Here is a 15,808-nt window from a genome sequence, read left to right as displayed (position 1 = left end):
CGGCGTTGATTTCTTTGATCCAGCCAGCAGAAGCACTGGATTTTTCAAAGTCAAATAAACCAGTATTCAAAATGTCACTTGGCTGTACTTTACCTTTTGAGGTTCTGATGATAGATGCTTCTGGTTGGATTTATTTATATATCATGATGCTCACAAGATCACAAATGTGAAAATAACCATATAAAAAAAGCAGCCATTGACTGCTTTTTGCTTGTGCTCCTTTCTAATTGCTTTCTTTCTGGATTCCATACAAAATGACGTCAATTCCCCATCGGAACCGTTCCATTGATACGGGATCACCTGCAAACATTTCTTCTTTTACACTATGAATGAAAGGAAAACGCGTTTTGTCTGCATCATGAAATGCTTTTTTTGTGTCTGAAATCTGCGAAGAGCCTTGTTTCTTCCAAGAGACCTTTTCGTAAGCTACGGAAGATACGTATAACAGTAACAGGTCTACTCCCCATGCAGCGGATGTAGATTTGATCCCGCCTTCATGCAATGCAGCGAGAATATGTTCGGTCAACTGAAGAAAGTTCGTTCCTTGTGGAATGGTGGAAAGAGAAATTTCAGCAAGACCAGGTTTTTCAAATAGCAGCAGGAAATAAGTATGCAATATTTCACATAACTTTTCTTTCCATGTGCCATCCACTGAATCTGGATAAACCATTTGGCCGAGACCATAATCCAATACGTAAGCACTTAGTTCTTGAAAATTGTTCACGTAGACATACAAGGATGCAGGTCCCGTATCCAATGCTTTAGCCACCTTACGCATACTCATGCCCTCTATCCCTTGCTCCTTAAGAAGCGAATAGGCAGTTTTAACAATAAGCTCACGGCTTAAGGGCTCTTTAGCCGGCCGAGACCGACGACTTATAATACGACGATTTGAATTGTTCATACTCTCTTTATATCATGTCAAAGTAAAATAGTAAATTGAGCATCAATCACCGTTTACTTGAAAAGAATTCATCATATCTGCAAGCTTGACCGCAGCGTCTTTTGAAAAACACAGTTTTAAACTATTCTCCGATTCCTGAGCCTTTTCCGATGAATATTCATACATCATTTCTTCGTACTCTTCAATAGCCTTTTCAATATCATTAGGATGTCGGACAATAGCAAGTGCAAGCTCCATTGCATCAAACATCGCCATGTTTACACCCTCACCTGCGAATGGTGTCATGAGATGAGCTGCATCACCGATAAGCGTTACTCCTTTATGACGGTTCCATTTAAAACCGACAGGAAGCGTATAAATACGTCTTGGAATGATGACATCTTCTGCATAACGAATATAATTTTTCAGCTGATCATCCCAATCACTAAATAACTCTAATAATGGTTCTTTCGCTTCATTCGCTTGATTAAATGGAATGCCACAAGTCTCGATCCAGCTGCGTTCTACCATAAGGCTTGCATACACTTTTATTCGTCCATCTCCGTTTAACTGACCAATAATTCCTTTGTGATCAGCTAAAGCAAACATTTTACCACGTTTATTAAATTCAGCTAAATCAGGGTGGTTCACCTCTACGTTGAGGACATTCAGTTCAAGCATCGTGAGCCCGGAGTATTCAATATCAATTTCTGTTAACAGTGGACGTACACGAGAAAATGCACCATCTGCTCCAATCAAAAGGTCAACCGTCTCGACAACCCCGTTTTCAAAATGAAGTTCTGTCATGCCGTTTTCTAATGAAACACATCTATCTAGTTTATATCCGTATTTGATGTTTTCAGCATCAATTTGATCTAACAGCATTTTACACAAAACACCACGATCAATTTCTGGCCGAGTGCCTTTTTCATGTGATTCAGTTTCTTCGTCTAGATAGATTCTTCCTGCTTTATCAAATAACCGGAAATCTTCTCCTTCATAGCGAGCGTTCTTTTGAAATTTCTCATAAACTCCTGCTTCCTTTAAGGCTTTTTGACCTGTTTCTTCGTGAATATCCAGTGAGCCTCCTCTTTCAAGACTCTTGTCATGCATCTCCCGTTCATAGATGGTTGTTTGTATACCGTAATTTTGCAGAATTAAGGCGAGTGTTAGCCCTCCTGGTCCTCCTCCAATGATAGCGATTTGCTTTTGTTTTTTAGATAATGTCTGCATCGTATGCATCTCCTCTTCTTTATGGAAGTAGTGTAAAACCACATCTCATTTATATTATAACGAACATCGTTCGTAAAGAACAGTGTTCGTTTAAAATGGTTTATTTCATGAATGTGTGCTTTAATTGTAATGAACCCAATCATTCGACACCCAAAGGATATAAATTGGACACTTCGATTTAGGGATTTTAAAGGATTTCAAATCATAACATGATTCTTAGATCAGTCGGTTCCTAATGTTTCAATGCTGAGTCTGCGAGGTGTTTCTATGAATAAATTATTGGCAATGTTGATATTAGGATTGAGCTTTAGTGGTGCTGCTCTCATTCTTTCTGTCCCTTTGTTATTCAAATCCAAACCAGAACAATTTGAGCTGATGTTTGCTGCTGGATCAGCAGGCGCATTCGCAGTATTTGCTGTCTCATGCCTAGTTTTTCGAAAACAATTCAATCGCTCATTAGAACAATGAAAAATCGTTTTTTGCGGCGTTTATTCACTATATATCTTTTTGAGTTGGATCAAATGTTTTTATCTTGTCTGCTATCATCTTCCTGTTTCATTCAAGATGGCTGTAAATGTGCTATTACTAAATATCAAGTCTTTTAAAGTCACGCTACCTGAACGTCTTCAATTGATCGAAACAAAAATAAGCCATTGATTCAATATGGCTTATCATGTAAAACTATATTCAGTCACAGCAAACTGCTGTAATCAACCCCCAATTTCATCTCTCACCCTTTGGGAAAATGCCTATTTCTCTTCTTCTGTTCCTTCTGCTTTTGCTGGATCATCAAAGCACCAATGCACTCATTTGACATGAGAATGAGTGATTAATAGACAATCGTATCCCTATTCGTTATATAATAACATTAAAAATTTCATGTGGTTGAAAGTAGGCTAAGGAATGTTTAAATTTGATCATTTTTTAAGTAAACCAGTAAAATTAACTCCTCCCCAGATTTTATTGTTTGGATTTTTGACTGTTATTGTAATAGGATCCTTTCTTTTGTCTTTACCTATTTCTACAGTCAAACCTATCCCCATCATTGATGCTTTCTTTACAGCTGTTTCAGCAACAACTGTTACAGGTTTAGCTGTGGTTGATACCGGAACAACTTTTACTTTATTCGGCCAAATAGTCATTATGCTGATGATACAAATTGGTGGTCTTGGTTTTTTAACTTTAGCCGTCATGGTCATCCTTTTGCTTGGCAAAAAAATAGGGCTTCGTGAAAGATTGTTGGTTCAAGAAGCCTTTAACCTCACAAATATTGGTGGTATTGTACGTCTTGTAAAAGTATTGTTTATCTTTTCAATGACTTTTGAGTTATTGGCGACGTGTATATTATCGTTTCGATGGATACCTGAATATGGCTTTTTAAAAGGATTTTATATTAGTTTATTTCATGCCATTTCTGCTTTTAATAACGCTGGATTTTCTCTTTTTTCAAATAGTTTGATGAACTATGTCAATGATCCACTGATCAACTTGACGATTACCCTCCTGTTTATCATCGGCGGTCTTGGATTTACCGTGATTTTTGATATATGGGATAAACGTAAATTTAAATTATTATCCATCCATTCAAAGCTTATGATCATAGGAACCTTTGTCACAAATGGTGTTGCACTATTATTGATATTCTTAATGGAATTTGGTAATCCGCATACTTTAGGTCCAATGAATCTTTTTGATAAATTATGGGCGTCATATTTTCAAGCTGTGACACCTAGAACTGCGGGCTTTAATTCTCTTGATATCGGACATATGCATGAGAGTTCTTTAACACTTATGATGCTTCTTATGTTTATGGGGGCTGGTAGTGCGTCAACAGGAAGTGGGATTAAGTTAACAACAATGATCATTATTGTGATTTCTGTTCTCCACTTTCTGAAAGGAAATAAAGAACCCGTTATATTTAGACGTACGATTAAGCATGATGTTGTCATTAAAGCTTTAGCAATCAGCTTTATCAGTTTATGTTTTGTGTTTATCACCATTTTCTTATTGACAATGACTGAAAAAGCTCCTTTCATTGATATTGTTTTTGAGACCTTTTCAGCATTTGGCACAGTAGGTCTTTCTATGGGATTAACGCCTGATTTAACGTTTTTAGGTAAGGTGATTCTTTCGATTCTGATGTTTATTGGCAGAGTAGGTTCTCTGACCATTGTATTTATCTTTATGAAACGAACCAAAAGCCCAATACGTTATCCGGAGGGAGAAGTATTTGTAGGCTAATATGAGCAATGATTGAAATGGTTCCCTTTTAATTTAATCATCAAGATGATGGATTGATCCACTTTAGATTTTTTTCTCTTCATTCACTACAAGCTGTTTGGAATACAGATCTGTTAGTACGTTCTCTTCTTTTCCAAACAATCAGCATTCGGTATTTAACGGAAAAGCTGAGATATTCAACTTTAAGCTGACGCTTGAAACGGCTTTGATCAGCAGCTTCTCCGTTATTACTTGTTGCTCGTTTTCTTGATTAAGTCCACGCCATCATATGACAGGCTTTCCACACGTGCAGCCTTTTGCAGAATGTAATGATCACAAAAGGTCTTCGTATAATCCGTCATAAGATTTCGCATATCTAATGCATCCCTTGTGCCTCTGAGTTCCTCATCTACACCGGTAAACACGATGTCGCAGTAATCTAAATGGGCAGCGCGATCAACAGAGAAATAAAAGGTTTCCATGCTGTTGTTCACGCCAATGAGCGCATTCATATGATAGTTAGGTTCAGAAAACAACAGCAGAAAAGGTTTATTCAGGTCGCTATCGAGAAGGCCGAATGCCCCGCTGTCCAAGCCAATTCCGCAGGAAAACCGGTCGTCATCCCGGCAAACAACCGCTGCCGTAGCTCCTCCATAAGAATGTCCGACGATGCCCATGCCGACGTCAAGCATCAGTCTGTCATGAAAGATAGAATCCAATTCTTCAGAGTTTAGTTTGTGAAGATGATCGGCTACGTACCTTACATCTTCTGCCTGTCGTTCACTATATAATGTTAACTGATTAATGATTGGCAGAGCCAGGACGTTACGGCACATCTCAATGGCCGTTTCATCGTCAGGCCGCATCTTCATCTTGCCAGCCAGCTCCATCATCTCCGGATCTTCAGAAAACGCCATAATGACATCCGAAAAATCCTTTGATACATTCAACAGCTTCCCATCTTTCCGTTTATACATTGTGCTATTCTGATGGCCGATACTGACGACAACATAACCCAGGCTTGCCAGGTCTGTACAGATGGCTGTCCCCCATTCCGGTGAACCGCCCCCGCCGCAAACATAAAATAACACTGGATAGCGCTTTTTCTTCCCAGAAAGAGCAAGGTCGTCGTAACAATGAGTCTTGATATCGATAGAGAAAAAATTCTTCTCTTTCAGATACTCAGTGACAAGTGGCTGCTCATGAAGCATTTCGTAGACTTCAGGAAACATGTACGTTGATGGAGTCTTCCCTTCGCTGCTATCGGACGGATAGTACACAAACGCGGTCAATTCTCTTTTTGAGTCATCTGATGCTGTGTACTCAAAATCCATCTGGGTACGAGCGGCGGTATAGCTGCCGATTGGTTCTGGGAATGTGTCATACCTTTTCATCCTTTTGTTCCCCCTTAATAAATGAAAGTGCGAATGTGAAATACACATGGCGATATAAGTGCTTTCAAAACTGTAAAATGGTTACATCCAATCTTCAGTTCATCATCCTTATTCCTTGGCTTCCTTGAGATCGCTAACAACTTCAGCATATTTATCATCTCTAAGAAGCCCATGACCCATAAAGTCAGCAAAGTACTTGCTCATCTTATGCTGCAGGTTAGAATCCTTAATATCGAATTCCCTAAAAAACATGACTAAATTAAACTGCATAGATTCAAACATAAAAGAAATGAGGTCGTCATCAATATCAGGTCGTAGATATCCATCAACCCTCATGCGGCGTAACATGTCCTTGATTAAGGGGAATGACTCGCCCTTTAGCACATTCAAATATACTTTTAGTAAGGTGTTCTCTGGAATGTGTAAAAATGTTTCAACGAGTTTGATTTCCAGTTCATTCAATGGCTCAGTCGCAATGCCATTAGTGTTGTCAAATAGGCCAGTAAGGAAAAATTGAAAAAGAGAATCTTCATTGTTGTTATGAAAATACGCAGCTCTTTTCTTGGTCACATGTCGTATTAAGAGACAATAAAGGTCATCTTTGTCTTCAAAATACCGATAAAAAGTTCCGGGATGCATGGACAAACGATCCAAAACCATCTTCATCGTTATATCCTCGTAAAGATGATCAACAAAAAGATGCATAGCACGATTACATATGTCCTCACGTCTTGCTTCATCCAATCGAAAGAAAGTATTTTTTGGCATAAATGACTCCTTTATGTAAAGTGTGAACTCATTCACACCATATCGATAATTGATTCACATGTCAAGCTGTATTGAAATAGATACCGGCTCTTTGCTCGGAGGGATTTCACCCCAACGGTAGTACGATTGATCATTGTACCTTTATTCGTTCCGACTTGCGCTCTGTGGACATTGCCAAAATCAAAGCCGTTTTCACCAATTGCGAATTCTCCTCCTGCGATATGAGAGGAATGACATTGGAGAATGCTATGTTTATCGATTGTACTTTTTATCAATGTAGATTCAATGACCGCGTTTTACAGGCAGCGAATATCAGCTAGTTGATATAACGTTTGAGGGAGTGGTGACACTTCGTCAACTCCAGTGAAGAAGTGAACATTCATTATATTAATAGGAAATATGTATGTTTTAAACAAAAATTGGAATTTAAGGATTACTTAACCCGAAGTGAATTGACAATCTGAATGTATTTCATGTTGAATTGAAAAAGGCTGCTTTCAAGTAAGCAGCCCATTCACTAAACTTTCGACTATTTCAATCAAATCATTCTGCATCTTTTTGTGTGAACTCAACCCCTAACGAGTGATCACCTGAATGATTTTCTCCTGAGCATCTTGTGCCTCAGGGATTGGCATGACAACAAATACATGAAGCATTTCAGGATAAACAAAGGTTTTTATGTCAATTCCTTGTTCTGTTAGTTTTTCATCAAGCTTTATGGCATCTGGATATAACATATCATGTGTTCCAATAAAATGAGTAATCTTCCCAAGTCCTTTAAAGTCACCGTAAATGGGACTGATCAATGGGTCAGTTACATTTTTATCAGCTGTCCAAATCTTTGCAATGACTTCCATTCCTTCAGGACCTAGAATCGGGTCCTTTTTTGCATATTCAAACATGAGAGGATTGTTTAAGCTCATGTCAACACATGCAGATAATAAAATAATATCCTTCGGCTGCGGCAGACCTTCCTTCTTTAAAAGGTGCGCCAGACCAAGTGAGATATTTCCGCCAGCTGAATCTCCCATGATCGTCAATTGATTGGCACTTCCGGCAGTTTTCAGAAGGTCTTTATATAAGTTTAGGATTTTCGGATAGGTATTCTGGCAGCTATAATGAGGCACTTTTGGGTAAATAGGAGCCACCACTTTCGCATTGAGTGATTGCGCCATCTTATCCATGAACCACCAATGGAAATTCAAAGGCTGATTTGTCCACGCGCCGCCATGTATATATAGAATGACTTTTTGTTTTTGTGACGTTTGGTCATTCAAAGTGAAAACTTGCATGCCTTCGAATGTCTGCTCTTTTATCTCACTAATTAACTTCACATCATCCCCAATGGCATAAGGCTTCGTATTTTCTATTCCTTTTTGATCAAGAAATTTTTTTGTGTTTTCAATACTAGAAAAACTCTCTTTATTACTTTGGGAAGCGAATAATTTTTCAAATTCAATACTTTCTTCAGAACGTTCTCCATTAACAATTTCCACACTCATTTGTTTTCTCTCCTTTAAGTCAATTGTTTTATTGTTCATCCTGATGTATCACACGAAATGATTCGAGGAAGACTTGTATTTCTTTATCAGAGGTCTTTAACAAGTTAGATAAAAGGTCTTGAATTTGACGGAAGCGTTTGATTTTCCTTTCAATTTCTTCGTGTTTGTGATGGACTATCCTTCTTAAAGTATCAGGTTCTATGTCTTGACTCAGCAGTTCCATAACTTGTATTTCCTTATCTTTCATGTAGCGTTCGATCTTTTAACATTTTTAAGGTTGCTGTAAGGTTCGGATTAATACAAGTTAAGATTGAGGTAGTACAATGGGTTTGTAAGGAAGTGAGGGATGAGTCAAATGGTCCTCCTTCTAAATCAATCATAGAGGTGAAAAGGTTTGAGAGAAAATAAAATTTTGTCTTCATTATGTTACTTCAGTATCTTTTTTGCGCCATTTTTGTTTCCGATTATCGTCTATTTCTTAGGGAAGGACGAAGTGAAATATCATGCGAAAAAATCGCTATGGACACATTTCATTCCTTATTTGATTTTTGGCATTGGCATCCTTGGTTCAGGTTTACTTGGCATGAACGATATCAGACATGCTGGTCCGTTCTTAATTGCAACGTATGCTGTGACATTCCTTGTGGCGATCTACTTCTTCATTTGGAACATTGTCAAAGGCATTAAAGTGTTTTCAGAATAATAGATGGGAAAAACGGTTCTGTGATTGATCAGAACCGTTTTTTTTGTATGTCCATTCATGCGGGTAATTGGATATCAATCGTTGTTCCTTCCCCTATTATACTGCGTATCGTAATATCCCCGCCGTGCTTTTGGATAATATCCTTTGCAATGGCCATTCCGAGACCAGAGCCTGCATGTTTCCCTCCTGTATTCGTCCCTCTATAGTAGCGGTCAAACACTTTTTCTAGCTCTGCCTCTTCGATTCCTTTGCCGTTATCTTTAATCGTGATGTGGGTATTTTCTTTTTGTTCCAGCTGTACAATGATTTTCACATCAGAATCATTGTGAACAAGGGCATTTAAAATGAGATTGGTGACCGCTCTTCGTATGAGGATCGTATCAATATTTAGCATGAGCTTGTCTACATTCGATTGCAGCTCAATCGTCTGATCTGCATATCTCGAATCGTTTAGGATATCAATTAACGTTTCACGCAGCAACGGCACAATGTTCACCAGCTCTTTATGCAGCATCACGTCGTTATTTTTCAATCTTGTTGTTAAATTTAGATCTTCCATCACATCTTTAATGTACAGTGATTTATTCTCAATGATGTCAGCGTAATGTCTGATATCTTGATCTGAAAGAGGATAACTTGGATCTTTCATGATTTCTGCATAGCCTTGAATAGAGGATAATGGTGTTTTAATATCATGAGAAATATGGCTGATCCACTCTTCTCGCATTTGCTCTAATTTGTCTTTTTCCTTTTGACTTGAAGCGAGCTGCTCTGATAAGTGATTGACATTATAGAATACATCTTTATAGATTCCCTTCGTTGGAAGCTTCGTCGTATAATCTCCGTTTGCGAGTCGCTGAATGCCGTAAATGGCACGGCCGAGCGGTTTGATGAGCTGCCGGCTGAATAAGTATCCAATGAATAAGGCAATGATGGCATCAATCGATAATAAAATCATCGTCCCGATATTGAATCTTGATATTAAGTCTTTCGTATCAAAAGAAAATAAATATTTTCCGATGGAAGGGTCCTTAAATCCGATAAAGTAGCTGTATTCCTTGCCCTTTCCGTTTTTCCCCCCAGCATAAATAGTCGACATCAATTGCTTATCTTTATATTTATGTAAGTTCACGATTTCTATAGGTGTGTATTTGCTCTTTAAACTTTTAGGTGCTTGTGCATGATAGACGTCTTGTCCATTTTCGTCTAATATTTGAATCCACGCATTTTGTTGTTTTAAGGCTTGTTGTCCTTCTTTACTCACAGTAATATCTTGATCAGACAAGGTGATGTATTGTTCAAATGTTCTTGTGAAGGTTTCCGGCGTATTTTCTTCGTTTTGCTGGCTGCTTGCTTGTAGTACAAGCCAAATCATGAATCCAAATAAGTTAATAAAGACCGTGATAATGGTCACGATAATGACAGAGACCATATATCTGCCTGTTAATCGCCATTTCATCTTTACGCATCCTTTACAACAAATTTATAGCCAAGCCCTTTAACCGTCACGAGAAATTCTGGTGTAGATGGGGAATGTTCTATTTTCTCCCGAAGTCTTCTTATATGTACCATCACTGTATTATCAGAACCGAAGAAATCCTCTCCCCAAACCGTTTGATAAAGCGTTTCTTTACTGATCACGCGATTCGGATGCTGCAAGAAATAGGTCATCAGCATAAGTTCTTTCGGTGTGAGCTCAATTACCGCTCCGTTTTTCGTCAGTTCGGCTTGCTGCTCATTTAACTCAAATGGCCCTTTTTTGATCACGGGATCAGCTTGAGAAGGCTGTAAGTATGATGACCGTCTCAGCTGGGCTTTTACCCGGTAGGCGACTTCCTTTGGGCTGAAAGGTTTTGTAATGTAATCATCGCCGCCAATGGCAAGTCCTACAATTTTGTCTGATTCCTCTCCCTTTGCTGATAAAAAGATAATCGGAACATGCGAGACGTCTCTGATTTGTTTACAAATATCGTAGCCTTCACCGTCTGGCAGCATAATATCCAGTATGACGAGATCGGGATGTTCTTGATGGAATTGCGTGAGCCCATCACGGGCAGTTGAAGCTGTTATCACCCGGTCAATGCCTTCTCTTGTTAATACTGTATGGATTAATTCCAAAATTTCTTTTTCGTCATCTATAATCAATACTTTGCTTTGAAGCTTTGGCATTATGATCACTCTCCTGAAGTCATTGTTATTATTATACCCAAAGTGTAGACATCGTGAAAAATCAACTTTCTATTTACACAGAAAAAAGCCAATTTTCTTTTTTAATGAGAAAATTGGCTTTTGGTGTTTTTTTAGCGTTTGACCACAAATGTTGTCACACTTTGAGCCGGGAGATGAGCCCAAAATTGATTTCCTGATATATTTAAGTCAGTTCCAGGCTGAAGGTTGCTGTTACTACTCGTAATCCATCTTGACGCTTGTGAAGCGGTTCCATTTTGCATGACAAAGTGCTGGTTAACGCCTGTATTGTTTTTATTAATCGCTACAATGACGACCTTATTGTCCCCTTTATAGGCTGAGACGAAAACATTCGGTTCAGGGCTTTTCGTTGCATCAATCCTGACGTACCCTGGACGCACAAACTTGGAGAAATGCGCCATGTTGTAGCCACGTTTGCTAATCATTCCATCTTCCTTCATAGGACCGTATGATCTGCGGATGTACCACCAAACATACGCCTGAAAATCACCTTCCACCATCGAATGGTGAATATGCTCTGACACCCCTAATGCCTCAGGCCAGCGGTCCGCTGAATTGTTATCACTATTCGGGTAATATACCTCTGTCATCCACAGCTCTTTCCCCGCTCCTTTTTGTTTAAAAAGAGGATACGGAAGCTGGCTGATCTGGGTTCCATACAGATGGGCACCGAGAATGTCCATATTTCTAAGCGCCTGCGGATCGTTTAAGATAGGATCTGATATATTTTTAAGGTATTGAAAAGATTCTGGTGCAATCACGCGTGCATTAATGGAGCCGGCATTTTCTCTCATGAATCGCAGGATTTCCTGAGGCGTCCACCATGTCCATTCGTGTGCATAATCAGGCTCGTTTTGTACAGAAATGGCATAGAGGTTGACACCATTATTTTTCATGTATGTCACAAAATCATTCAGATGCTGAGCATACGCGGCGTATTGATTGTATCTCAACCGCTTTGCAGACGCACCATTACGGTTGAAAGTCTCCACCATATGGCTTGGAGGATTCCAAGGCGAAGCGATCACTAAAGCGCCATGCTCTATTGCTCTTTTGGCGGTAGCAACTTCTCTGTGCCAATTATTTCTGTTCTCGTCTACATTAATTCGTAGAATGGAGAATCCTAATTGATTCTGCCCATTGCCAAAGGCGGTTTCCCTTTGAGGGGCGGTTAAATCACCAATCCAAGCCGGGTGGTTCATTCCGCCAAAGCCGCGAATCACTTGTCTTTCCGCATTGACATTAATATTCGCATCACTTGCTGCTGAAACCTCAGTTACCCCAGGCCCTATGAACATGACAGACAGCATAGTGAAGCAGATCAATAAAGTACAAATTGGTTTTTTGATTATGGACATCAAATTTTCCCACTCTCCCATCAACCAGTGATCGATGCCGCAGCATCTGATTTTGTTTACCTTTGAGTAAACTGCCAGGAATCAAATTGGAATAGGTTGGCACCATTTCCTTTGAAGACAAAAAATACGTTGTGCACTCCTGCTGCTCCGTTCACTGCCGTTTCTATTTCTCGCCAGTTTCCGCCTGTGGAAGGGACATTGAGTGTTCCGGCAATTCTGCCGTCTGGACTGCCAAGACGTACTTCTATTTGTCCACCTGAAGCGGATGCTACATTGGCTTTAAAGGTTCTGGCACCGCTCGATCCGAAATCGACATTACTGACAGCCACCCAATCACCGTTTTGAATGTTTGTGACATGCTGGTTATTGACTGGTCCACCTGGTGCTGAGGAAGCCTCTGTTAAAATGCGTCCATTCCAAGCGAATGTTTCAGCTTCTACCCGTTGATAAGGATTCAGGTTGGAAAGCTGTTTAACTCCTTCAAAATTGGCTGCGACCTCTCGAAGGGAGCCGTCAGCATTATGCACAAGCTTATTAATGTGTGGAGATCTGTAGCCTTTCCCTGCTCCATATAAGGCTGAGCTCACCGTTTGCGTGTGATACACGACATACCACTCGTTTTTAAAATGGAACACAGCATGATGGTTGTTACCGCCGCCGCCGAAAAATGCACCCGGATTTTTCAGGAAGTGTCCTTTATACGTAAAGGGGCCCATTGGACTTGAGCTCGTCATATAACCGATCTCACCAGGTGGTTTATCTGCTGGGTGGGAGCCGCCAAAATTGATGCAATAGGAATAGTAATAGGTACCGTTATACTTATGCATACCCGAATCTTCAAACATAAAAGGAGCATCAATGGTTGATGCGCTGCCAACTACACTAGTCATGTCAGATCCTAGTTTCAGAACTCTTGCTGTTTTAGGATTGGCCCATTGTCCCTGCGTTGGATTTGAACCGCCTGGAACGCCTCCTCCGGCATATAGATAACCGGTTCCGTCATCATCTACAAATACGGCTGGATCAAAAAGCCATACAACACCGGACATCCCTGGTGTATTTGGCGTGACGAGCGCTTTTCCGATAGGATCTTTCCAAGGTCCAATCGGGCTGTCTGCTGTCAAGACGCCAATCCCTCCGCCGCTGTTAGCAAAATAAAGGAAAAATTTATCCTTCCCATTGATCTTTTTCACCGCAGCGGATGGAGCCCAGGAAGCGCCTGCCCATTTGGCAATCCCTCTCCCGCCATTGGCCCCATTTGCGCCAGCTACTGGAATCGCTCCGTGATCTGTCCAGTTCACCATATCCGCCGAAGAGATGACAAAGACCCTATTCAAATTCGCAAAAGAATTATCCTTAATCGTTCCATTGCTGTGATATTCATAGTCATCACTCGACATATAAATGTACACTCTGCCGTTATAGGTGAGCGCAAACGGATCCGCCCCCAGGTGATGGTCTATGAGTGGATTTGCATTTCCTACTCGTTTTGCAATGGGGGTACTTGCTGCACTCGCATCATATACCGGTATACAGCTCAGCACCAAAGCAAGAATCAAAAAACCTACACCGCACTTCATCCTCTTCCTCATCGTGTCATTTTCCTCCTGTTTTCATCTTCCTAATATTGGGGTTTACGCCCAATTTCAAATTATGTTGATATGCGCTGATGAAGAATGAATACAAAGGATGATTTCTAGGGGAAATCACTGCTGAAATCATCATGAAAACCCTTACTTTTTGACTAGGAGACAATAAAAAATGCAGTCCTCCACTTTGGAACTGCATTTTTTCTTCTTATTCAATGAATGTAGATTACATATAACGAGCGGTCACCATTTTCTTTCTTGTGTAAAACTCTACTCCGTCTGTTCCGTTCGCATGTAAGTCCCCGTAGAAAGAATCCTTCCAGCCGGAAAACGGGAAAAATGCCATTGGTGCGGGCACACCGATATTCACGCCGAGCATACCTGCTTCGATGTTTTCGCGAAATTCTCTGATGCTTGATGCGCTGTCCGTGTAAAGGCAGGCACCGTTCGCAAATTTTGATTGATTGGACAGGTCGATCGCTTCTGTTAGTGAAGAGACACGGACAACTGATAAGACTGGGGCGAAAATCTCGTCCTGCCAAATTTTCATTTGATTTGTGACATGGTCAAAAATCGTCGGTCCAACGAAATACCCTTTTCCATTTGTTTCAAGGTCATTCCTACCATCACGAATGAGGCTTGCTCCTTCTTCAATCCCTGACTGGATATATTGAAGCGTTCGTTCTTTATGTTCCTTTCGAATGACTGGACCAAGAAAGACATCTTCATTTATTCCATTTCCAATGACGAGCTCGTTCGATTCATCAACTAATTTTTGAATGAACTCATCTGCCACTTCTTCTTCCACCGCGACAACGGCCGCGGCCATGCAGCGCTCTCCCGCTGATCCAAAGGCAGCACCAATGATTTGTTTCGTTGCCGCATCTAAATCTGCATCTTTGAGGACAATGGAGTGATTCTTTGCACCTGCAAGTGCTTGGACACGTTTGCCATGCTCTGTGCCTTTTTTATAGACGTATTCTGCGACTGGCTGAGAGCCGACAAATGAAATGGCTTTGACCTTTTGGTGTTCAAGCAGACCATTGACGACATCATGAGCTCCATTGACAATGTTGAGAACCCCTTTTGGAAGACCAGCTTCTTCAAATAATTCGGCTAACCGTGCGGCAAGAATCGGCGTGCGCTCTGAAGGTTTTAAAACAAACGTATTTCCGCAGGCAATAGCAAGTGGGAACATCCAGCAAGGAACCATCATCGGAAAGTTAAATGGTGTAATCCCGCCGATGACGCCAATTGGATAGCGGTACATGCCAGATTCGAGTCCAGATGCGATATCTGGTAATTGTTTTCCCATCATTAAGGTCGGTGCACCAGCGGCAAATTCCACACATTCAATCCCTCGCTGCACTTCTCCTTTTGCCTCTGTTATGCTTTTTCCGTTTTCAATCGTTACGAGTTCAGCCAGCTCATCCCATTTTTCAACGAGTAACTGCTGGTATTTAAATAAAATGCGTGCACGGCGGGGAACTGGTGTTTTCGACCAAGTGGTAAATGCTTCTTGTGCTGCCTGTACCGCACGTTCGACATCCTTTTTTGTTGAAAGCGGCACTTCTGCGATGATCTCGCCAGTAGCTGGGTTATATACTGCCTCTGTTTGACTTGTTTCTGCCTCAATCCATTGTCCGCCAATATAATTTTTCAACATTTGTACATCTGTTTTGGTCATGTTCCCTCTCTCCTTTTTATGAAAGAATGTCATGCTTATAGGATGTGTATGGTTGTCATTGTCTCATCTAACGGGCGCCCATCTGTATACACTCTTTGTCAAATGAAACTGACGTTTTGGTTTACGTTGTGATAAAGAGCTTGCTCTAAAGTGTGAAATGTTGCCGCCCATCGATTTGTTTGTGAGAAATGATTCCGGAATGTGATTTATTCATGGTGTATTTTTGATCAACTATTGGGTAACTGTAGAAAAATCATAATATT

At 40.4% G+C, this 15,808-nt stretch carries 14 protein-coding genes and 1 pseudogene; 4 read left to right on the top strand and 11 right to left on the bottom strand.

Translation table 11 applies throughout. The annotated features are described in order from the left end of the window. From C6347_RS19470 to C6347_RS12390, 3 genes and pseudogenes are all read right to left on the bottom strand, one after another. Window positions 1-130, bottom strand: a pseudogene (locus C6347_RS19470) (GTP-binding protein); the annotation flags it as partial. A 93-nt stretch (window positions 131-223) separates the two neighbouring features. After that, complete coding sequence (locus tag C6347_RS12395) at window positions 224-904, bottom strand: TetR/AcrR family transcriptional regulator (RefSeq protein WP_181185457.1); 681 nt, start codon at window positions 902-904, stop codon at window positions 224-226. A 42-nt stretch (window positions 905-946) separates the two neighbouring features. Further along, on the bottom strand, window positions 947-2,116 hold the full coding sequence (locus C6347_RS12390) for an FAD-dependent oxidoreductase (RefSeq protein WP_106071686.1): 1,170 nt from the start codon (window positions 2,114-2,116) through the stop codon (window positions 947-949). Between the two features lie 267 nt (window positions 2,117-2,383). Here C6347_RS12390 and C6347_RS12385 point away from each other — a divergent pair, with 267 nt between their 5' ends. Then, a complete protein-coding gene (locus C6347_RS12385) occupies window positions 2,384-2,584 on the top strand; it encodes a hypothetical protein (RefSeq protein WP_034660801.1) in 201 nt (66 codons plus the stop codon). Between the two features lie 435 nt (window positions 2,585-3,019). Beyond that, a complete protein-coding gene (locus C6347_RS12375) occupies window positions 3,020-4,357 on the top strand; it encodes a TrkH family potassium uptake protein (protein ID WP_066030837.1) in 1,338 nt (445 codons plus the stop codon). A gap of 227 nt (window positions 4,358-4,584) precedes the next feature. Here C6347_RS12375 and C6347_RS12370 read toward each other — a convergent pair whose 3' ends face one another. Beyond that, window positions 4,585-5,730, bottom strand: coding sequence for an alpha/beta hydrolase (locus C6347_RS12370; RefSeq protein WP_060596453.1), 1,146 nt, complete (start codon window positions 5,728-5,730; stop codon window positions 4,585-4,587). 108 nt (window positions 5,731-5,838) lie between these two features. Then, window positions 5,839-6,498 (bottom strand): TetR/AcrR family transcriptional regulator, encoded by a 660-nt coding sequence (locus C6347_RS12365; RefSeq protein WP_060596454.1) that lies wholly within the window; start codon window positions 6,496-6,498, stop codon window positions 5,839-5,841. A gap of 164 nt (window positions 6,499-6,662) precedes the next feature. Here C6347_RS12365 and C6347_RS19650 point away from each other — a divergent pair, with 164 nt between their 5' ends. After that, window positions 6,663-6,818: a pentapeptide repeat-containing protein gene (locus tag C6347_RS19650; protein WP_223250440.1), complete on the top strand. Its 156-nt coding sequence runs from the start codon at window positions 6,663-6,665 to the stop codon at window positions 6,816-6,818. A 255-nt stretch (window positions 6,819-7,073) separates the two neighbouring features. On the opposite strand, the gene C6347_RS12355 is transcribed toward C6347_RS19650, so the two are convergent. After that, window positions 7,074-8,000 (bottom strand): alpha/beta hydrolase fold domain-containing protein, encoded by a 927-nt coding sequence (locus C6347_RS12355; protein WP_106071685.1) that lies wholly within the window; start codon window positions 7,998-8,000, stop codon window positions 7,074-7,076. Window positions 8,001-8,394: 394 nt separating this feature from the next. Here C6347_RS12355 and C6347_RS12345 point away from each other — a divergent pair, with 394 nt between their 5' ends. Continuing rightward, window positions 8,395-8,703, top strand: a complete 309-nt coding sequence (locus C6347_RS12345) for a magnetosome magnetite crystal formation protein family (protein WP_034660817.1) — start codon at window positions 8,395-8,397, stop codon at window positions 8,701-8,703. Between the two features lie 55 nt (window positions 8,704-8,758). Here C6347_RS12345 and C6347_RS12340 read toward each other — a convergent pair whose 3' ends face one another. From C6347_RS12340 to C6347_RS12320, 5 genes are all read right to left on the bottom strand, one after another. Next, window positions 8,759-10,162 carry a sensor histidine kinase gene (locus tag C6347_RS12340; RefSeq protein WP_106071684.1) on the bottom strand — a complete coding sequence of 468 codons (1,404 nt, stop codon included), beginning with the start codon at window positions 10,160-10,162 and terminating at the stop codon, window positions 8,759-8,761. A gap of 2 nt (window positions 10,163-10,164) precedes the next feature. Then, on the bottom strand, window positions 10,165-10,872 hold the full coding sequence (locus tag C6347_RS12335; protein ID WP_060596458.1) for a response regulator transcription factor: 708 nt from the start codon (window positions 10,870-10,872) through the stop codon (window positions 10,165-10,167). A gap of 131 nt (window positions 10,873-11,003) precedes the next feature. Then, on the bottom strand, window positions 11,004-12,272 hold the full coding sequence (gene xynC, locus C6347_RS12330) for a glucuronoarabinoxylan endo-1,4-beta-xylanase XynC (protein ID WP_060596459.1): 1,269 nt from the start codon (window positions 12,270-12,272) through the stop codon (window positions 11,004-11,006). A 53-nt stretch (window positions 12,273-12,325) separates the two neighbouring features. Further along, a complete protein-coding gene (locus tag C6347_RS12325; protein WP_066030830.1) occupies window positions 12,326-13,861 on the bottom strand; it encodes a glycoside hydrolase family 43 protein in 1,536 nt (511 codons plus the stop codon). A 223-nt stretch (window positions 13,862-14,084) separates the two neighbouring features. Further along, entirely contained in the window at window positions 14,085-15,545 is a 1,461-nt protein-coding gene (locus C6347_RS12320) for a CoA-acylating methylmalonate-semialdehyde dehydrogenase (RefSeq protein WP_066030829.1), read from the bottom strand. Window positions 15,546-15,808: the final 263 nt, after the last annotated feature.

It is taken from the genome of Bacillus sp. NMTD17 (genome assembly GCF_002998735.1).
Classification (GTDB): domain Bacteria; phylum Bacillota; class Bacilli; order Bacillales; family Bacillaceae; genus Bacillus.
Note: the sequence above shows the minus strand (reverse complement) of the source record. Positions and strands in the feature narration are given on the sequence as shown.